General features: G+C 53.4%; 16 protein-coding genes and 1 riboswitch. Of the genes, 5 read left to right on the forward strand and 11 right to left on the reverse strand.

Annotated elements, in window-relative coordinates:
- The first annotated feature begins 85 nt into the window (after positions 1 to 85).
- Positions 86 to 287, forward strand: a riboswitch (cobalamin riboswitch).
- A 94-nt stretch (positions 288 to 381) separates the two neighbouring features.
- The 4 genes from GJA01_RS08700 to GJA01_RS08715 all read left to right on the forward strand — a co-directional run bounded on the left by GJA01_RS08700 (position 382) and on the right by GJA01_RS08715 (position 5,307).
- Positions 382 to 2,607: a TonB-dependent receptor gene (locus GJA01_RS08700; protein WP_062505132.1), complete on the forward strand. Its 2,226-nt coding sequence runs from the start codon at positions 382 to 384 to the stop codon at positions 2,605 to 2,607.
- A gap of 14 nt (positions 2,608 to 2,621) precedes the next feature.
- On the forward strand, positions 2,622 to 3,368 hold the full coding sequence (locus GJA01_RS08705; protein WP_169925631.1) for an ABC transporter ATP-binding protein: 747 nt from the start codon (positions 2,622 to 2,624) through the stop codon (positions 3,366 to 3,368).
- A 140-nt stretch (positions 3,369 to 3,508) separates the two neighbouring features.
- Positions 3,509 to 4,315 (forward strand): ABC transporter substrate-binding protein, encoded by an 807-nt coding sequence (locus GJA01_RS08710; RefSeq protein ID WP_253783402.1) that lies wholly within the window; start codon positions 3,509 to 3,511, stop codon positions 4,313 to 4,315.
- Positions 4,312 to 5,307, forward strand: a complete 996-nt coding sequence (locus GJA01_RS08715; RefSeq protein ID WP_172794495.1) for a FecCD family ABC transporter permease — start codon at positions 4,312 to 4,314, stop codon at positions 5,305 to 5,307. Before GJA01_RS08710 ends, GJA01_RS08715 begins: the two co-directional genes overlap by 4 nt.
- Positions 5,308 to 5,314: 7 nt before the next feature.
- Here the strand turns inward: GJA01_RS08715 and GJA01_RS08720 are convergent, their stop codons facing one another.
- Both GJA01_RS08720 and GJA01_RS08725 read right to left on the reverse strand, forming a co-directional pair.
- On the reverse strand, positions 5,315 to 6,070 hold the full coding sequence (locus GJA01_RS08720; RefSeq protein WP_010503263.1) for an SDR family oxidoreductase: 756 nt from the start codon (positions 6,068 to 6,070) through the stop codon (positions 5,315 to 5,317).
- Positions 6,071 to 6,109: 39 nt separating this feature from the next.
- Positions 6,110 to 7,450, reverse strand: a complete 1,341-nt coding sequence (locus GJA01_RS08725) for a GntT/GntP/DsdX family permease (RefSeq protein WP_010503262.1) — start codon at positions 7,448 to 7,450, stop codon at positions 6,110 to 6,112.
- 384 nt (positions 7,451 to 7,834) lie between these two features.
- On the opposite strand from GJA01_RS08725, the gene GJA01_RS08730 reads away from it, so the two are divergent.
- Complete coding sequence (locus GJA01_RS08730; RefSeq protein ID WP_062505127.1) at positions 7,835 to 8,845, forward strand: LLM class flavin-dependent oxidoreductase; 1,011 nt, start codon at positions 7,835 to 7,837, stop codon at positions 8,843 to 8,845.
- On the opposite strand, the gene GJA01_RS08735 is transcribed toward GJA01_RS08730, so the two are convergent.
- From GJA01_RS08735 to GJA01_RS08775, 9 genes are read right to left on the reverse strand one after another with little or no spacing between them, the layout of a single operon-like run.
- Positions 8,825 to 10,042, reverse strand: coding sequence for a tetratricopeptide repeat protein (locus GJA01_RS08735; RefSeq protein WP_062505125.1), 1,218 nt, complete (start codon positions 10,040 to 10,042; stop codon positions 8,825 to 8,827). The genes GJA01_RS08730 and GJA01_RS08735 overlap by 21 nt on opposite strands.
- Complete coding sequence (locus GJA01_RS08740) at positions 10,039 to 10,902, reverse strand: alpha/beta fold hydrolase (protein WP_062505226.1); 864 nt, start codon at positions 10,900 to 10,902, stop codon at positions 10,039 to 10,041. Before GJA01_RS08740 ends, GJA01_RS08735 begins: the two co-directional genes overlap by 4 nt.
- A complete protein-coding gene (locus GJA01_RS08745; protein ID WP_062505123.1) occupies positions 10,895 to 11,935 on the reverse strand; it encodes a P1 family peptidase in 1,041 nt (346 codons plus the stop codon). The genes GJA01_RS08740 and GJA01_RS08745 overlap by 8 nt, the downstream gene beginning before the upstream one ends.
- Before the next feature lie 13 nt (positions 11,936 to 11,948).
- The gene (locus tag GJA01_RS08750; RefSeq protein ID WP_062505122.1) at positions 11,949 to 12,722 is read right to left on the reverse strand and encodes an ATP-binding cassette domain-containing protein; all 774 of its coding nucleotides are present in this window, start codon (positions 12,720 to 12,722) and stop codon (positions 11,949 to 11,951) included.
- Complete coding sequence (locus GJA01_RS08755; RefSeq protein ID WP_062505120.1) at positions 12,719 to 13,552, reverse strand: ATP-binding cassette domain-containing protein; 834 nt, start codon at positions 13,550 to 13,552, stop codon at positions 12,719 to 12,721. Before GJA01_RS08755 ends, GJA01_RS08750 begins: the two co-directional genes overlap by 4 nt.
- Positions 13,549 to 14,382 (reverse strand): ABC transporter permease, encoded by an 834-nt coding sequence (locus tag GJA01_RS08760; protein ID WP_062505118.1) that lies wholly within the window; start codon positions 14,380 to 14,382, stop codon positions 13,549 to 13,551. The genes GJA01_RS08755 and GJA01_RS08760 overlap by 4 nt, the downstream gene beginning before the upstream one ends.
- Entirely contained in the window at positions 14,379 to 15,329 is a 951-nt protein-coding gene (locus tag GJA01_RS08765; RefSeq protein ID WP_062505116.1) for an ABC transporter permease, read from the reverse strand. Before GJA01_RS08765 ends, GJA01_RS08760 begins: the two co-directional genes overlap by 4 nt.
- Complete coding sequence (locus GJA01_RS08770) at positions 15,326 to 16,804, reverse strand: ABC transporter substrate-binding protein (protein ID WP_062505114.1); 1,479 nt, start codon at positions 16,802 to 16,804, stop codon at positions 15,326 to 15,328. Before GJA01_RS08770 ends, GJA01_RS08765 begins: the two co-directional genes overlap by 4 nt.
- Entirely contained in the window at positions 16,801 to 18,129 is a 1,329-nt protein-coding gene (locus GJA01_RS08775; RefSeq protein ID WP_062505112.1) for an LLM class flavin-dependent oxidoreductase, read from the reverse strand. The genes GJA01_RS08770 and GJA01_RS08775 overlap by 4 nt, the downstream gene beginning before the upstream one ends.
- Between the last annotated feature and the right edge of the window lie 107 nt (positions 18,130 to 18,236).

Consider the following 18,236-nt stretch of genomic DNA (forward strand, 5'->3'; position numbering starts at 1 on the left):
ATTGCAATAGCAAAATTAAATTTAATTCAAAAAGTATATTGTTATGTTATAACATATATGTTTGACTGTTCTGGAGTTTCGGTTATGTCCCTTGCTCACGGATGGTTCCCCGAAAGGGGATGAAAAGGGAACGCAGTGAAATGCTGTGGCTGCCCCCGCAACTGTAAGTGGTGAGACAAGTCACACGGAGGCTTTTACGCCCGACCACTGGAGCGTCTGCTTTGGGAAGGTTTGTGACCTGTCATTGATCCGCGAGCCAGGAGACCTGCCATCGAAAATGGTTACAGACGAAGCGGAAGGGCGGGGTGCACCGGACGCAGTGAGGGTCTCTTTCTCTCACTCATCGTAGTGACGCATTGTTGAGTGAAGTTTGCGTTATCCATGAGGAAAAAGAGTTTTTTTTGTGCCCTGCCTGTCGCGGCACTCACCGTGTTCCAGCCAGCATTTGCCCAGACAGAAGATGTTCGGAAGACCGAAATAAAAGCAAAAGAAGAGCATATCACCGCACATGGCCGGGTACAGTCTCTTAAAGACACAGCGGCAATTGGCGGACGGCTTGGACTAACGGTTCAGCATAACCCTGCAACCATCAACGTCATCCAGCGAAGCGTTATGGAGCAGCGGGGCTATGCTCACGCTGAAGAGGCCGCCGATAGTGCCCCGGGCGTGTCATCTGGTGGCTCTCCCGGAAGTCCGGCCCAGATGATGATGCGTGGCTTCAGTGGAAATCAGGTTCTGATCCTGCGGGACGGGATCTATTATGGCCCAACCACCATGGTAAACCGTCCACTTAACAGCTTTAACCTAGAGAGCGTTCAGGTTCTTAAAGGTCCATCATCCGTTCTGTACGGGCAGGGTGCTGTGGGCGGGGCCGTGGACATGCGAACACGCGACCCTGCATTCGATGGTCCTCATGCGAATGCGCTTGTGTCCTATGGCAGCTTTAATACCTGGAATGCAGGTGTTGGAGGCTCTGTTCCAATCACTGATACCTTGGCAATCCGCAGTGATTTCAGCCGCACGTCCTCAGACGGGTATGTTACAGGGGCTGACCCGCACAGTAACGATTTTACGACTACATTGCTCTGGCATCCTTCTAAGAAGTTCACAGCCCGTCTGAGTGTGGACTATCTCACGGATCGACTTTCAACCTATTACGGTACGCCACTTGTTCCGTTGTCGCAGATCCATGATGGGGTCGGTGGGCTATTGTCTTCTTCTAAGGGGCTTGGCGTCAGCCGCTCATCACTGTGGCGATATTACAATACCAAAGACGCCAAAGCAGGCTCAGTCAACGTGACGCCGACGCTTCATTTAACGTGGCAACCCACTGTAAATACAGCTTTTCATAACAAGACTTATGTCGTGTATGCCAATCGCACATGGAACAATGCTGAGGCTTACAGCTATATCAGCACCCCAGGCCAGACAGATGCGAGCGGAAACGCAATCGCTCCAGGGCGCGTAGGTCGTGATCGGTTCTATGTTTACATGAACCAGCATCAGGTTGGAGACACCGTGGATGGGCAGTTTGATTTCCATCTCTTTGGAATGAAAAACCGTCTCGTGGTTGGCGGGGATGCCTATTATGTACGACTGATCCGAAACCGTGGGTTTCCTGATGCCAATTATGCAGATAGCGTTTCTTTGGCTAGCCCGGAACGGACTCAAACAGGTAGCTTTGCCGGCGAGTATCCTTACACAAAGTCACCCACAACGATGGTTGATGCCGGTATCTTCATGGAAGATGCTCTGACAATCCGCGATAATTTCAGGGTTGTAGGAGGTTTCCGTTATGACTGGCTGAAACTGGATCGTCAGAATTACAGGCAGAATGGTACTTTTAACGCGGGAACAAGCTTCAAAGGTACCTATCACCCCGCCAATTTCCGTATTGGCCCTGTTTATGATCTAACGGATAACATCAGTCTTTATGGTGTTTATACGACAGCAGAAGACCCGCCAGGCTCCAATATTTTCCTCGTCAATAAAGGTCAGTTCAGTCAGTTGAGCCACTCTCGACAAGGCGAAATCGGAGCGAAGGGGTCATTCTGGAAAGGGCATCTGACCTCGACGTTATCCCTTTACGATATCCGGCGAACCCGCGTTCTGGTAGCGACAGGGGTCGATACCGTTGCAACGGCAGGCGTGCAGAAATCCCGTGGTGTGGAATGGCAGGGGGATCTGACACTTGGCAAACACTGGAGCCTGTCCGGAAACGTCGCATACACATGGTCGCGATATGGCTCTTTCCATCCGTCAGCATCGGTGAATGCGTCAGGCAATCAAGTCCCGAATGTTCCTGCGGTGACGGCCAATCTCTGGGGTGTCTGGTCCCGCATTGCGGATCTGCCAGTCGATCTCGGGGCAGGAATGCGATACGTCTCTGCACGTCAAGGAGATTACGCTAACACACTGAGTTTGAAAGATTATGCTCTGGTTAATCTTTTCGCTGCATGGCACGCTTATCGTGGTGTCACGGTGTATGGCCGGATTGACAATGTGGGTAACAAGCACTTCATCCAATGGGCTGACACAAGCTATCCAAGCGAAGTGATGCTCGGAGCCCCACGATCCTTTTCCATCAGCCTTCAGGCCGGCTTCTGATAGTGTCAGACATCATGCTGCAGGCTGAAGGATTAGGATACGAGGAGGCCTTGGCTCTGGCGGATTTCTCCGTCAGGGCTGGTGAGCATATTGCGATTATCGGGCCGAACGGCGCTGGCAAGAGCACTTTGCTAAAACTCCTGGCAGGCTTGTTGAAACCCTCCAGTGGCTGCGTCACACTTGCTAGCCGACCACTTCATAATCTGACACGGCGAGAAATCGCTCGGCAGATTGCGTGGTTGTCCCAGAGCGATGATGTTGCATCAGAGTTTCTTGTCTCTGATTACGTTGCTCTTGGCCGATTACCCTTTCAAGGGACTGAGGCTTCGGCTGAAGGGAAGGCCGCAATACAGACTGCCATTCATCATTGTCGTATCAGTTCATTAATGGTGCGCACCATGGGAAGCCTGTCAGGCGGAGAGCGCCAGCGTGTTATGCTGGCGCGCTGTCTGGCGCAAACCCCTCGTATCCTACTGCTGGATGAACCGACCAATCATTTGGATTTATCTGCACGTTCAGAACTGCTGACCCTGCTTCGAACGCTTCCCATGACTGTTCTTACTGTTTTGCATGATCTTTCTCTTGTTCCTGATTTTGCAGATAGAACGCTCCTGTTGAGGGAGGGACGTCTGATTATGGATGACGCGTCCCGGAAGGTTCTGTTTTCGCCGATGTTCGAGCTGGCATTTAACCAAAAAGCGCACCAGGTTACGCTCGACGATGGACATGTGTCTCTTTTGTTCAGACCAATACAGCCGTGAAAAACTGTCTGAAAGTATTTGGTCTGGGCACGCTTCTGAGTATTCAGAGCGCATTTTCTTATCCGGTCACGATCCAAAGTTGCAGTAAGCCAGTAACCATAACGCATAGGCCAACCCATGCCGTCGTTCATGATGTCAACATGGCAGAAATGGCTTTTGCGCTCCACTTACAGCCATTCATGACGGGAGTGACCGGAATTTCTGGCTGGAACAAGCGAACACCCGTATTCGAGAAAGAGCTGGGCGATCTTCCGGAAATCGCTACACATTATCCAACGCTTGAGCAGCTTCTGAACGCTGGAACGGATTTCTTTTTTGCGGGCTGGAACTACGGAATGCACGTGGGAGGGGACGTCACACCGGAGACGTTGGCCGCACAGGGTATTCCGACACTTGTTCTCTCCGAGAGCTGCATGAGAGCGGGACAGGTCTTTGCGCTTCCGACGCTGGACCTGCTGTATGGTGATGAAGAACGTTTGGGACAGGTTTTTGATCGCACAATAGAAGCTCAAAGCCTTGTAAATGGCTGGAAAATGCGTGTTCAAGCTGTTCAGAAGCAGCTGGCAGGGCGTCCTCCTGTGCGCGTGTTTCTTTATGATAGTGGCCGGGATCGGCCTTTTACGGCCGGGAAATATGCCCTTGCGACAGAATTGATGCATCTGGGAGGTGGGCAGAACATTTTCAGAGATCTGCCGACAAACTGGGGGCCTGCCTCATGGGAAAGCGTTGCCGTCAGAGATCCGGAAGCTATTTTGATCGTCGATTACGGCGACGGTATTGAACAAAGCCTGGCGTTTTTGAAAAGTCATCCTCTTTTAACTGAGACTGTGGCGTTAAAAGATAATCGTATTATGGCTGTACGTTATGATGAAATGACGCCTTCTCCAGCCAATATTGATGCCATTGAAAAAATATCCGTATTTCTGCATCCCGAGACTAAGCCATGATTCGGAAGAATAGTCTTTGTGTTGCCATACCTATCATTGTCGGACTTTGTTTTCTGGAAATTGCGCTTGGTAGCGCGTCGTTATCCTGGCAGGCGTTAAAAGCGGCTTTCTGGGCAGGGCCTTACAGTCATGACATTGCTGCACGCATTATATGGTCATTACGGATACCCAGATTTTTTCTCGCTTTTCTGACAGGGGCTACGCTTGCCGGGGCAGGTGCCCTTCTTCAGGCCGCAACGCGAAATCCTCTGGCCGATCCCTTTCTGTTTGGTCTGTCCTCTGGGGCAGCAACAGGGGCCGTTGCGGTCATCGTTTTATGTGGTGACATGCTCGGAATCTGGACAGCAGCAGTTGGAGCTTCAACGGGGGCATTGTTTGCTACGGCTACCCTGCTTCTGCTGATTGCTGTCAGAAGGAAGAAAAATCGTGTGATCTCGACTGAGCGTGTCTTGCTCTCGGGTCTCGCAGTATCATTTGTTTTTTCAACACTGACCAATCTTCTGATTTTCTGGGGCGACCGAAATACGGCACAATCCGTGCTCTTCTGGACGATGGGAAGTTTTTCAGGTGGGTCTTGGTCAGCACTTCCCATCGTCGGTCTTGGTTTTCTGACGGTTTTATTGGGCGGTCTGGTCTATCGCAGAGATCTTGATGCCCTGATGGCTGGTGAAGAAACGGCTGCTTCACTTGGCATCCATGTTCAGAAACTTAGGCTTTGTGTTCTAGTAGTTTGCGCTTTTGGCTGTGCCATGACAGTCGCTTTGTGTGGCCCTATCGGTTTTGTCGGGCTGATTATTCCACATCTTGTTCGTCCACGCTGGGGCAGCGCTCTGAAAAGAAGTTTCCTACCGACTATGGTTGCCGGAGGAATGCTGACGGTCCTGGCAGACATCCTGAGTCGGTGCCTATTACCGTCTCAGGAATTACCAGTTGGGATTGTAATTTCAGCAATCGGCGCAGCGTTTCTACTGGTTCTGCTCCTGCGCCGATAAGCTTCTCTTAAAGCGAGACGGTGATCCCGCCGTCCACATACAGAACGTGACCATTTACAAAAGAGGACGCCGAGGATGCCAGAAAGATGCAGGCTCCGGTCAGTTCATCCAGCTGACCCCATCGTCCGGCAGGAGTGCGCTTCTCCAACCATTGTGAGAACTCTGCGTCATTGACGAGAGCGGCATTCAAAGGGGTATCAAAATATCCAGGCGCAATTGCATTGCATTGCAGGCCATGTCTGGCCCATTCCGTGGCCATCCCTTTTGTCAGGTTCCCAACGGCCCCTTTGGTTGCAGTGTATGGCGAAATATTCGGGCGGGCGAGGGCTGTCTGCACACTCGCAATATTGATAATCTTTCCGCTCTTTCGGCCTAGCATATGTTTTGCGACAGCCTGACCAACATTAAAAATGGATGTCAGGTTTGTCTGGAGAACCTTCTGAAACATCTCCGGCGGAAAATCCTCTAGAGGCGCCCGATGCTGCATTCCGGCATTGTTGACGAGAATATCGATCGGGCCAGTTTCAGCCTCAAAGCGATCAATCGCAGCTTTGACAGAAGCATGATCCGTAACGTCGAAAGGGAGTGTTTTCACACCGCCCAGTTTCTCAGCCGCAGCAAGCAGTTTTTCAGGATCACGACCGTTGAGAACAATTTCGGCTCCCGCAGCTTGAAGCCCTTGGGCCAGACTGAAACCAATTCCCTGAGATGAGCCGGTTACGAGAGCACGACGGCCCGTCAGATCGAAAAGAGTAGTACTCATGGTGGAGTTTTTCCCTGTGTATATCTGTAATCGATGCTGTCAGATGACCATGGACGCCCCGAGGCAGAACAGGAGCCCCAGAACCGCAATAATCGTTTCCAGAACCGACCATGTTTTGATGGTCTGAGGGACGGTCAGGCCAAGATATTCCTTCATCTGCCAGAACCCGGCGTCGTTCATAGGACCGAAAGCGACAGATCCTGCACCCGTCGCAATCACCATCAGTTCAGGTGACACACCCTGTGAATGAGCCAAAATAGGGCCTGCGATACCGGAAGCCGTGCTCATGGCGACAGTGGATGAACCACAGGCAACACGGACAATTGCTGCCAAAAGCCAAGCCAGAACCAGAAGGGGTACATGTGCGCTCACAGCAGCATCCGTGATGGCTTTTGAAACACCACTGTCGATCAGTTCGCGCCCGAAGCCACCACCCGCACCAACCAGGAGCATGATGAGCGCCGTTGGCCCGAGGCATTCATTGGTGAATCTCAGGATTGTCTCACGGGAAAAGCCACGCGCCAGACCCAGAACATAAAAGGACATGACTGTTGCCAGCAGCAGGGCAATATCAGTGTTTCCAATGAAATGCAGGAACGTATTGGGCGCGCTCCTGGGCGTCGTAAACAGATCAGCCGCAGACCCGATCAGCATGAGGATGACAGGGCACGTAATGGTCAGAACTGTAATGATAAAACCCGGAAGATTTGCGGGAATTTCGCGACTGACGAACTGCTCTGCCAGCGGATTTGTCTCGGTGATGGGAACACGCGGGCTGATAAAGCGCGCAAAAAGCGGGCCGGCTATGGCTGCAATAGGCGTTCCGAGGATGACCCCCCAGAAAATCGTCGTTCCTGTATTCGCATGATAGGCGGAGAGCGCAAGAAGTGTCGCTGGATGGGGCGGGATCATGGCATGGGTGACGGAGAGCGCCGCTCCCATGGGGAGAGCCACCCGAAGAATGGACGTGTTGGTTCGCGCTGCCAGTACGAAGGCCAGCGGAAACAGTAGAACAACGCCAACTTCAAAGAAGACCGGCAAACCAACCAGTAGCCCGATCACCATCATGGCCCAGTCAATTCTCTGCCTTCCGGCTCGTTCTGAAATGGTCAGGGCAATCCGGTCCGCACCTCCGGATTCAGCAAGCATTTTGCCGAGCATGGTTCCCAGAGCAATGATGGTTCCCACATGCCCAAGGACATGTCCTGCACCGGCTTCAAAAGACGCTACCACCTGATTTGGGGGCATTCCGGCGCAGAGGGCAAGGAGAAGTGAAACGCTAAAGAGAACAATGAACGGGTTCAGGCGAAAACGCGCAATCAGGACGACCACGGCAATGATCGCAGATGTTGCAAGAAGAATGGCAAAGGTTGTTGTCATGTGGAACGCAGCCCCGTCAGAACGAGAAAGAGGGTCAGGAACGAAAGTGAAAGAACGACGGAATCAGATCCTCCGCGAAGATTGCCAGCATCATTTTCCATATCCTTTGACGAACTAAATTCCGCTATAAAGTCTGCGTCATGAGGATCAGGAAAACGGGATCGACATCTCAGCATGGCTGAAGATCAGGCATCAGAAAATATGGAAGAGCACTATTTCTTCAAATATTTCTGGTATTTTGATCGCTCCTTAACCCCTTGCGGAAAACTCAAGTGGCGACAGGATGTTTAACGCAACACATGTGATGGACGAGCATCAGGATGCAGTGACGGGTGCGTGCGCTTTTGATCTGTCTGGTCTCACAGACTGTCGAGGATAAAGACCATGATTCCATTTTCTGTTCTTGATCTTTCGATCATCACACGGGGTTCCGGTCCGCGGGAAGCGTTCCGACATTCGATTGAGTTTGCCAAACGGGCGGAAAGCCTTGGCTTCCATCGGTATTGGCTTGCTGAACATCATGCAATGCCTGGCATTGCATCTGCCGCAACGGCAGTGCTAATCGGGCAGGTAGCAGGTGCGACAACCCGTATCCGGGTGGGATCAGGTGGTATCATGCTGCCCAATCACTCTCCGCTGGTGATTGCCGAACAGTTCGGAACACTGGAAACCCTTTTCCCCGGACGAATTGATCTTGGGCTGGGGCGCGCTCCCGGGGCAGACCAGAGGACGGCGCGGGCTCTTCGACGTGATCCAGCTGCGCCTGACAGGTTCCCTGAGGACGTTGTGGAGCTGCTTCATTACTTTGAGCCATCCTCTGATGAGGATACGCACCTCATCAGGGCTGTGCCGGGGGCGGGTCTTCATGTCCCGGTCTGGATTTTGGGCTCATCGCTGTTTTCCGCTGTTCTGGCTGCTCACCTGGGGCTTCCGTATGCGTTTGCTTCCCATTTCGCCCCCGCGCAGATGGAAGAAGCCATTACTCTCTATCGGGCAAGATTTGAACCGTCTGAACGATGCGCCAAACCACATGTGATGCTGACCGTGAACATTATCGCCGCTGATGAAGAAGCAGAAGGTAAACGTCTGGCGACATCGCTTTATCAATATTTCGTGGCGTTAAGACGTGGCCGTCCGATCGCCTTTCCGCCGCCTGTGAACAGCGGTCCTGCTCCCTGGTCAGCAGAAGAGCAGCATATGCTAGGGCAAACGCTGGCCTGTACGTTCTCGGGTTCAAGAGAAAGCGTTTCTGCACAAGTTCAAGCTTTTGCAGATCGCCACAAACCTGACGAACTCATGATTGCTGTCCCGATTTATGATCATGACAGCCGGTGTCGATCTCTCGAACTTGCAGCTAAAATCAGAGTCGAAATTTCAGGGCGACAGATTGACTAGCTGACGGACGATATCTTTGTGGATCTGCATGAACAGATCACGTTGCGCATGGCTGCCACCAATATCCTGAAGGTGAGGGAGGGCAGCTTCAAAGTATCGCTGGGCTGTGATTGGATCATGGTCCAAATAGGCTTTCAGGCCACGAGCCAGGGGAATGCCGACCAAAGTCCAGGCTTGCTGATCTGGAAGGTTTTTGTCTGAAAGGTTTTCTATACGCTGGAGTAGATGCACCCCCTCGGGGCGGCGTGCTTTCAGAAGGCCATAGAGATATTGCAAACTCAGGAACGGTTGACTGACATCCTCCTGCCTGGGGGCAAGCCATTCCGCAAGATCATCCCAGCGCTGCCCCACATCCGCACCTGCCAGTTCAAGACGGACGAGCAGGGACACAGCACCTATCTGATCCTGCGAAAAACTCCGCTCCCGTCCCCAGCAATGCTGATCGTAAATATCAAGCGCGTCCACTACCCGGCCCTGAGCCAGATAGAATAGAGCGAGATGCCACCAGAGATGCGTGTACATGAAAGAGGTCAGGTGTTCCCAGCCAACCGACCGGTCTTCCAGAAAAGCAATACCTTCTTCAATCCGTCCCTGCGTCAAAAAAACATGCGCAAGAGCATGTTGCGCCCATGGTTCGGAGGGGGCCATCTCAAGAGCGCGTCGTGCGGAGCGTTCAGCCGCAGCTAGATCGTGGCATTGTTCAAAACCAAACGCCAGCATTCCATGCAGTGCCGCAATATCTCCTGCAGCATCTTCGCTCTTCAGGGCGATAGCCAGCATATCCGTGAACCGTCCACGAATAAAATCATGATACTGTCGAAGTTTCAGTGTCACCAGATCCCGCGGCCATTCAGTCAGGATCGTGTCCGTCAGAGCGATAATCCGATCCGGATCTTCCGCTATCGACGCTTCCAGAACCGAAAAGAGCAGTTTTTCACGCGGAAGGGCACGATCAAAGGAGGCGCGCGCCCGGTCCCGATAGCGCAATGCTTCAGCAGGGATATCTCCTGTTTCGGACAACATCCAGAGAAGTCCTGCATAAGTATTCGCCAGACAGTCATCGGACTGATCCGCGACACCAAGAATATCCACCAGTTTGAGGTCGTAGCCGAGATAACCGAGAATAAAAGCGTTGATACCTTTTAACGCTCTGCTGTCGTCTGTGGACACTGCGTTGCCGAGAACGTCCTGGCTCATGAGCGCGCCTCCTGCCCAGAGGAAAGGTGTTTGAGAGCAGTTTCAATGCAGCGATTTACGGTTGCAGGCTGTTCCAGCATGATCTGATGCCCACACTCCGGGAGAATGTTCAGGGAACTTTCGGGTATAAGCGATTGAAGTTTCTTTATTTCTTCGAGAGGTACGATGCCATCCTGCTGGCCAGCAAGAATGTGAACTGGCTTTTCAAACTGTCTCAAAACATCATGATCAATGGGCCGTGCTCCCGCACGGACAGCATTGATCATGAAAAGACTATTGCGTTTTGTAGCCTTGCGTTCGGCCTTCAGAAGGTTTGGATCAACCGTTGGAGCCCAGGCCAGAGCTTCAAAACGTTTCTGCAAAAATGGCCGCGCCAAGGATGACAACCAGAAGGGTAGCCGGTCCATCCAGTTTCCAAACATGGGCCCCTTCAGAGATGGAGCAAGAGAGGCGGGTCCAAGAAGAATAAGTTCATCAATCGGAACCGCCTGTTCCGTCTTCAACAGACCCGCAACCCATTCTAACGTCACGCGACATCCAAAGGAATGTGCAACAAGAATGCGCTTTGATGACGGATAAGCCTTCAGAATTGCAGCAAGATCCTGAACGGCATAGGAGCTTACGAACGCCTGTTCATGGTGAGAACGCGCACTGTCGCCATGGCCGTAAGCATCCCATGCAATAAGATTGACGTTCTCCTGAGAAAAATGTTCCCACTGCAAACGCCACTGCTGTCGGTTGCCGCCTAATCCATGAACAAAGATCAGGGTCGTATCGCTATTTTTTTGAAGTGTGGAAAGAGCCAGTCGTCGCCCGGGAACGCGGAAGAAATTGATCGGGGCAGGCAGAATATCAGTCATGGTCCACATTTCCCTGTTTCACGTCACCAAAGCGTTCCTTCCATGTTGGAAGGAAGGGCTCTCCTGGCAATGGTGAGGCTTCATACACGCCACGGGCGATGGCACGAGCTGTAACCTGCGTCGCGGCGTGCAGGATTTCCGTCCAGATTTCTACAGATGCAGGGGCTGGTGCGTGACCTGTAGAAATACCAAAGACTGCGTCTCCATCCTGCGGCAGATGGGCCGGAAAGACCCCGCGGGCGATACCATCCTGCGCCAGGATGGCAAAGCGTTTGGCTTCGGCCTTTGTCAAAATCGCGTCAGTCGCGATAACACCGATCGTAGTACCGGCCACATAGTTTGGCTTCATGCGCAAAGCCAGGTCGTTTTCCGCGAGGCGTGATGGAAATCCTAAGCCGCCGAATTCATTATCCCGTTCAAACGGAGCGCTCCAGAAATGAGGGCCATTGCCAACGGTCGCGGTCCCGACGGCATTGACCACCATCAGGGCGGCAACGGTATGACCTGATGGAGTGATGGTGCTTGCAGAACCCAGTCCTCCTCTGAGCAGGGTAGTCGTCGCTCCGGTTCCAGCTCCTGTGGTCCCAAGAGCGAACTGACCCTTACGGGCTCCCTGTGCAGCCTGGTAGCCGAGTTCGGCATACGGGGAATACCGGCCCCAGTCTTTGTTGCCTCCATTCACAAGGTCGAAAAGGCTTGCCTGAACGACAATAGGGACACGAACCTGATTGTCGGGGGTTGGCAGATCTGCAGCCTGTTCCCGTAGCCATGCCTGCACACCTGCGGTCGCATCCAATCCATAGGTGGAGCCACCTGACAGAACGATGGCATCAATCCCGCCCACAAGCATTTCAGGTTCCAGCAGCGCATTTTCCCGTAATGCCGGGGCACCTCCAAGAAAGCTGCCAGACGCTATTGCAGGTCGATCGAAAAGGAGGGCTGTGACACCCGTCCGCTGATCGAGGTTCTGAACATTGCCGACGCGGATACCAGGCACGTCTGTCACGAGATTATTGAGCGATTGGGAAATCATGGTTCAAATCGTTTCAAAGACTGGCGTCAATCAGGGCGCGGGTCGTGGGATGCTGAGGATGGTCCAGCACAGAGACAGTTGGGCCGGTTTCCACGATCCTGCCCCCGTCGAGGACGGCGACACGATGAGAAATATGTCGGATAACCGCCAGATCATGGCTGACAAAAATGTAGGAGAGACCGTATCGGTTCTGCAGGTCCATCAGCAGATTGAGAACGACAGCCTGTGTCGACACATCCAGAGCAGACACTGCCTCATCCGCGATGATGACGGAAGGACGTGTCACAAGGGCTCGTGCAATGGCAATGCGTTGCCGCTGCCCACCAGAAAACATTCTTGGATAACGATCAGCTGCATCCACCGGAAGAGCGACATCGGTCAAGGCCTGACGAACCCGACGCTCCTTTTCCTCGGTGCTCAGGGGCGTCTGATGAAGAGGCTCTTTCACGATCTGCCGTATGGTTTGGCGAGGATCGAGCGCTCCCTGGGGATCCTGGAAAATCATCTGGATATGGGGGCGAACGTCTTTCCTGACTTGCCCCGCAGTATCACGCAGAGCCTGGCCTTGAAAGAGAACCTCTCCTTTTTCCGGTTTCAGAAGCCCTGTCAGAATACGGGAAAGTGTGGATTTTCCGCTCCCTGAAGATCCAACAATACCGAGTGTTTCCCTTTCTGCCACATGAAGGCTGACATCCTGCAGAACGGTTTTTCTGGGAGGTGCGAAAAAGGAAGATTTGTGTTCGGACACACTGAACTGAATGTGTCTCGCTTCCAGAAGAATACTCATAGCTGGCTACCTTCAGTGGCATCTGAAGGAACAGGAATCTGTGTTAAAGGAGGGCGATTGGTTCCATGCAGGGACATGCTCAGAAGTGCCCGTGTATAAGGGTGCCGAGGCGCATTAAAGAGTTGTTCTGTCTCATTGCTTTCGACAAGGCAGCCCTGCTGAAGAACCAGAACATGTTGCGCATGACGCCTGATGATACCCAGATCATGGGAAATCATGAGGACGGCCATCCCATGATCAATCGCAAGGCCTTTAACAAGATCCATCATCTCCGCCTGCGTTTTGCTATCCAGGGCGGTTGTAAATTCATCTGCAATGAGAAGGGCAGGCTTACAGGCAATCGCCATCGCCAGAAGAACACGCTGACGCTGTCCTCCAGACAGGGCATGGGGATATGCTCCTGCCGAGACACCAGCATTGCTCAGGCCGACACGATCCAGCAACTGCTGGACATGCGCCGAAATGTCTCGCAACGAAACCGCACCGTGCAGTCTGAGCGTATCACCGATCTGTTTACCAATAGCGCGGATCGGATTGAGTGCGGTCATGGGTTCCTGAAACACCATGGCAATGCGTCGTCCGCGCAGATCACGGAAAGCCCGTTCGGGAAGAGTGGTAAGATTCTGCCCTTCAAAAGTAACTTCTCCTGAAGTTTCGAAGCCATCTGGAAGTAGCCCCATCAAAGCACGGGCCAGAGTTGATTTTCCCGAACCGGACTCTCCTGTTACGGCGACTGTTTCGCCAGCGCTTACCGTAAAGGATAGGGGGCGAAGAATGAGTTTCGCTCCCGACAAAACCGACAGATTCTGCACAGAAAGGCATACCGTCATGACAGGCGCTCCTCGTTAAGGGCGAATGGGCGCTCCAGAAGATCTCGCAATCCATCTCCCATCAGGTTGAAACCAAGAACGAGCGCCATGACCGTAATGCCCGGTGCAGCAACCAGAAAAGGATGATCGAAAATATGGATCTGATAGGACGCCAGAGCCCGTCCCAGATCCGGCTGAGGCGGCGGAGCGCCCAGTCCAAGATAAGACAATCCTGCTTCGGAAAGGATTGCCAGAGCCAGAGATGTTGAAGCGTGAACAATCAGGATTGGTGCGATGTTGGGGAGAACATGGCGGATCGTGACAGCCACAGAGCCAAAGCCCGCCATACGCGCGGCGGAGATATAATCCAGCACCAGAATAGACTGTGCAGCCTGCTTCGTAATGCGGATCTGTGCGGGAATACCGAACAGGGCGATCGCCAGGATCTCACCCGTCGCGGATGCGCCCTGTGCGGTCACGAGCATGGCCGCGATAAGAATGGGAGGAAATGCCAGCCCAAGATCGGCAGCGCTCATCACGGCCCATCCCCGCTTTCCACCGTTCGCACCAACAAGTCCGAGAATGGTTCCAATAACGGTCCCAAGCGTGACGGAAAGCAATGCAATCGCCGTCGTATTGAAAGCTCCCGTCAAAACATAGCTGGCAAGGTCACGCCCGAAGGGGTCGGTTCCTAACGGGTGGGTCAGAGAAGGCGGAGCATAGCGGTTCGGGATGTCAATGAACGGCGCATGACCACCATGCCAGATCCAGACAATCGTTGCGGGAAGCAGGAATCCAAGAAGCAGGATACTTCCGGCGATCAGGCTCTTTGGGGCACAGGGCAATTTCATGCGTCACTTCCTGCAAGACGCGGGTCCAGCCAACGAATGATGAGCGAAAGGAACAGGTTCAGCACAAGAACACCCGCCACAATCAGCATGACAAGGTTCTGCACAACCGGAATGTCTCGCTGATTGACGGCTTCAAGAAGCAGTTTGCTGCATCCAGGAATGTTGAACACGTTTTCAACAATGATGGACCCTGTCACGAGAACGGGAAGCTGAATGCCGATCAGCGTCAGAACGGGAATAACAGCATTCGGGAGTGCGACCCGCCAGAGAACACCCTGGCGGCTATATCCCTGGGCGCGGGCGGTGCGGATAAAATCCTGCTCCAATGTGTCAATCAGGGATGACCGCATGAAGCGCGCAATAATCGCTGCTTGCGGGATCGCGAGGGCGACGGCTGGCAAGGTCAGGGCGCGAAGAGCGGAGAACACACCATGGTTCCAGCCACTGAAACCCCCTGCGGGAAACCATTGAAGGGTCAGGGAAAACAAAAAAGTCATCATCATGGCCAGCCAGAAATCCGGAATAGATTTCAGGAGTTGAAGAAGCGCCATGAGCGCCAGATCCAACCGCTTCCCACGACGGGTCGCAGCGATAGATCCAATGGGCAAACCGATGAGAAGGGCCAGGCAGGTCGCAAAGATGATGAGGGGCAAAGTGCTCTGAAATCGCTCCAGAATTAGCCCGGAAACTGGCACGTCATAGACGTAACTCGTTCCTGCATTTCCATGGAAAAGACCGACAACCCAACGAAAATAGCGGGTGACAGGAGACGCATCGAGACCAAGCTGATGGTGAAGAGCGGCAATGCTTTCGGGGCTAGCGTCCAGACCCAGCATAACAGTCGCTGGGTCACCCGGAAGAATGGCGAGCAGCGCAAAAACAATTATGCTGGCGACAACCAGTACAGAAATCCGCCCTAAAACGGTTTGAGCAACCCCGATCATCATGGTGCCCAAGATACATCAGCCATGGGACAGGCAGCGATCTGCTGATCGGTCCAGAGGCCTAGAATATGGCGGTTCATGACCGTGTCCCGAGGGCGGGAAAACAGAAAAACATTGGGCTCATCCTGTGCAAGACGGTCCTGCATGGCAACTGACAAACGATGTCTCTCTTCAGGATTGTCCGTCGCCTCATACTGCTCGAAAAGACTGTGGAACTCCGGATTTTTGTAATGGAAATATATGGTGTCCCGGTCATAGATACCGATGTCGTGAGGTTCGGTATGAGCGATGACCGTCATGTCAAATTTCCCCTGTCCGAAGACCTGACCCAGCCAAGCTGGCCATTCAAGAGGTTGCAACGTCACGATCAGCCCGACCTGTTCAAGATACGCGGCAACGATTTCGCTGGTATCCCGTGCGTAGGTAATGGGCGGATAGGAGAGGGTGATTTGCGTGCCCGGCCGAATGCCTGCCTGCTTTAGAAGTGCGCGCGCATGTTCAGGGTCGTAGGAATATCGATCAGGCAGTGACACATAATCCGGATCGTTAGGCGCCATGTGCGATTGCAGAACTGTCCCTTCGCCATCCGCGCCAGCCTGAACAAGGGCCTTGCGATCAATCGCGTATGCAATCGCCTGACGGACCCGAATGTCATTAAACGGTCTGCGAGCGTTGTTCAGAGCCAGAATAGCTTTGAACGGGAAAGTGCCACGTACAACCCGGATACCCGGATGATCAATGAAGCGGCTCAGAACTTCCGGAGCAGGGAAAGACGGATAGGCATCCAGTTCGCCGGCGAGAAGCGCATTACTTGCGGCAAGAGGATCGGGCATGCAGCGGAACGTCACCGTCTTCAGAAGGGGGGCTTTTCCCCAATAGTCGGGATTTCGTGCCAAAGTGACATGATCGCCCCGTTGCCATTCCTCAAACCTGAAAGGACCGGTTCCAATCGGGTGGCTGACATTTTTGTCTGCGGATACCGGTGACAGGATGGACGCGTCATTCCACGCCAGTTCATAGGTAAAGCTGCCATGAGGTTTTTTCAGCGTCACATCCGCATGAGACGCGTCCAGGCAAGCAATATCGGCAATATTCGTGAAGAAATTGCGGTCCGGATTTGTGCTGTTAGCTGCTCCTGCGCGCAGAAGTGAAAAACGGACATTCTCGCAGGTGAGGGGTGACCCATCGTGAAAACGAACATTATCCTGCAAAGTAAAATGATATACGCGTCCGTCGTCTGAGACCGTCCATTCGCGCGCAAGAAGAGGCTGAACATGACCATCACGGTCCAAACGCGTCAGACCTTCATAGATATTGTTGTAAGTGATCGTTCCGACGGCTTCGCTCGGTGTGCGGGTCGGGTCCAGACCGGGCGGCTCAATGGAAACACCGATGCTCATGGTGTCACGCGGGTCAGCCGAGGCTTGCGATGCCAGACCGAGGCCCAGCAGAACAATCAGAACGGAAGACGATTTCATGGAGTCTCGCCAGGTGCCGGACGTTTCAGGCCCAGATGCTCACGGAGGGTCGAGCCTTCATAGGCAGTGCGGAACAAGCCGCGACGCTGTAGCTCAGGCACAACATGCTCCACGAACAGCTCCAGACTTTGCGGCAGAATAGGGGGCATGACGTTAAACCCATCGGCTGCCTCTTCCACAAACCATTCTTCCAGTTGATCCGCAATCTCCTTTGGGCCGCCATAAATGGACCAGTGACCGCGTGCGCCGCTGACTTCCAGATACAGGTCACGCAATGTCATGTTCCGACGTTTTGCCATTTCGACCAGAAGAGTTTGCCGACTACGATTGCCGTTGAAGTCGGCCGGAGCGTCTGGGAGCGGCCCATCAAGAGGCAATCCACGCAGATCAGTGCCAGTCATGCCCCCCAGAAGAAATAGGCCGACATCCGGATGTGTCAGATCATCGAGCTGCGCCCGCAGATCTTCCGCTTCCATCTGTGTACGCCCCACGAGGGGATAGACGCCCGGCATGACCTTCAGGGACGCCGGGTCTCGACCAATTTCTCGCATACGGCGATGCAGATCGAGACGAAACGCCTTTGCCTCATCAAGCGTCTGCTGGGCCGTAAAGACCATTTCAGCAGTCTCTGCGGCAAGCTGACGGCCCGGCTCGGAAGACCCGGCCTGAACGAGCACAGGCCTGCCCTGCGGAGAGCGGGGAATGTCGATCTGCCCTGCGGCTGAAAGAAATTCACCTTTGAAATCAAAGGGGCGTCGGCCTGCCGGGGTGAAGAACTCTCCGCTTTCCGTGTCTCTCTGAAAGGCATCGTCGTCCCAGCTATCCCAGAAATTCTGCACGATCTGGGCAAATTCGCGAGCCTGCCGATAGCGATCCGCATGAGGGACATGGCTTGGTCGGCCATAATGAATGGACTCTTTCACGTTGGCGGTCGTGACAAGGTTCCATCCCGCACGGCCGCCGCTGATCTGATCGAGGGACAGAAACTGTCGAGCCAGATGATAGGGTACGGAATAAGTCGTGCTGACAGTACCTATCAGGCCGATCTTCTTGGTTGTGGCAGCAAGAGCCGAAAGAAGAGTCAGAGGCTCAAAGGATGCGGCATAGGTCATGCGGCGGAAACCATCGATTGTTGCTTCGTCGATGGAGCTTGTAAAATCAGCAATAAATACAGCATCGAAGAGCCCGCGCTCGGCAAGGCGTGCCTGTTCTAGCTGACGCTGAAAGTTACTGCCAGCATCTGGGGCCGACCCAGGATGGCGCCAGGCTGCCGCATGATGGCCGGTTGGGAGAAGGAATGCGGCGAGTTTCATCTGGGGAGCCATGGACGTTCGATCTCTTGCTTAGCACTGTCAGAAACACAAAAAAATATTGCTCTCACAACATAACCTGTTGTGAATCGTTTTTCTATACCTTAAACGCAAACAAATAG

The organism is Gluconobacter japonicus (assembly GCF_002723975.1).
Lineage (GTDB): Bacteria > Pseudomonadota > Alphaproteobacteria > Acetobacterales > Acetobacteraceae > Gluconobacter > Gluconobacter japonicus.

What these genes read in the sequence shown, in the direction of transcription:
- GJA01_RS08715 (WP_172794495.1), top strand. Translation starts at nt 4,312, where the DNA reads ATGATTCGGAAGAATAGTCTTTGTGTTGCCATACCTATCATTGTCGGA.
- GJA01_RS08720 (WP_010503263.1), bottom strand. Translation starts at nt 6,070, where the DNA reads ATGAGTACTACTCTTTTCGATCTGACGGGCCGTCGTGCTCTCGTAACC.
- GJA01_RS08700 (WP_062505132.1), top strand. Translation starts at nt 382, where the DNA reads ATGAGGAAAAAGAGTTTTTTTTGTGCCCTGCCTGTCGCGGCACTCACC.
- GJA01_RS08755 (WP_062505120.1), bottom strand. Translation starts at nt 13,552, where the DNA reads ATGACGGTATGCCTTTCTGTGCAGAATCTGTCGGTTTTGTCGGGAGCG.
- GJA01_RS08760 (WP_062505118.1), bottom strand. Translation starts at nt 14,382, where the DNA reads ATGAAATTGCCCTGTGCCCCAAAGAGCCTGATCGCCGGAAGTATCCTG.
- GJA01_RS08745 (WP_062505123.1), bottom strand. Translation starts at nt 11,935, where the DNA reads ATGATTTCCCAATCGCTCAATAATCTCGTGACAGACGTGCCTGGTATC.
- GJA01_RS08705 (WP_169925631.1), top strand. Translation starts at nt 2,622, where the DNA reads ATGCTGCAGGCTGAAGGATTAGGATACGAGGAGGCCTTGGCTCTGGCG.
- GJA01_RS08730 (WP_062505127.1), top strand. Translation starts at nt 7,835, where the DNA reads ATGATTCCATTTTCTGTTCTTGATCTTTCGATCATCACACGGGGTTCC.
- GJA01_RS08770 (WP_062505114.1), bottom strand. Translation starts at nt 16,804, where the DNA reads ATGAAATCGTCTTCCGTTCTGATTGTTCTGCTGGGCCTCGGTCTGGCA.
- GJA01_RS08740 (WP_062505226.1), bottom strand. Translation starts at nt 10,902, where the DNA reads ATGACTGATATTCTGCCTGCCCCGATCAATTTCTTCCGCGTTCCCGGG.
- GJA01_RS08735 (WP_062505125.1), bottom strand. Translation starts at nt 10,042, where the DNA reads ATGAGCCAGGACGTTCTCGGCAACGCAGTGTCCACAGACGACAGCAGA.
- GJA01_RS08710 (WP_253783402.1), top strand. Translation starts at nt 3,509, where the DNA reads ATGGCAGAAATGGCTTTTGCGCTCCACTTACAGCCATTCATGACGGGA.
- GJA01_RS08775 (WP_062505112.1), bottom strand. Translation starts at nt 18,129, where the DNA reads ATGGCTCCCCAGATGAAACTCGCCGCATTCCTTCTCCCAACCGGCCAT.
- GJA01_RS08725 (WP_010503262.1), bottom strand. Translation starts at nt 7,450, where the DNA reads ATGACAACAACCTTTGCCATTCTTCTTGCAACATCTGCGATCATTGCC.
- GJA01_RS08765 (WP_062505116.1), bottom strand. Translation starts at nt 15,329, where the DNA reads ATGATGATCGGGGTTGCTCAAACCGTTTTAGGGCGGATTTCTGTACTG.
- GJA01_RS08750 (WP_062505122.1), bottom strand. Translation starts at nt 12,722, where the DNA reads ATGAGTATTCTTCTGGAAGCGAGACACATTCAGTTCAGTGTGTCCGAA.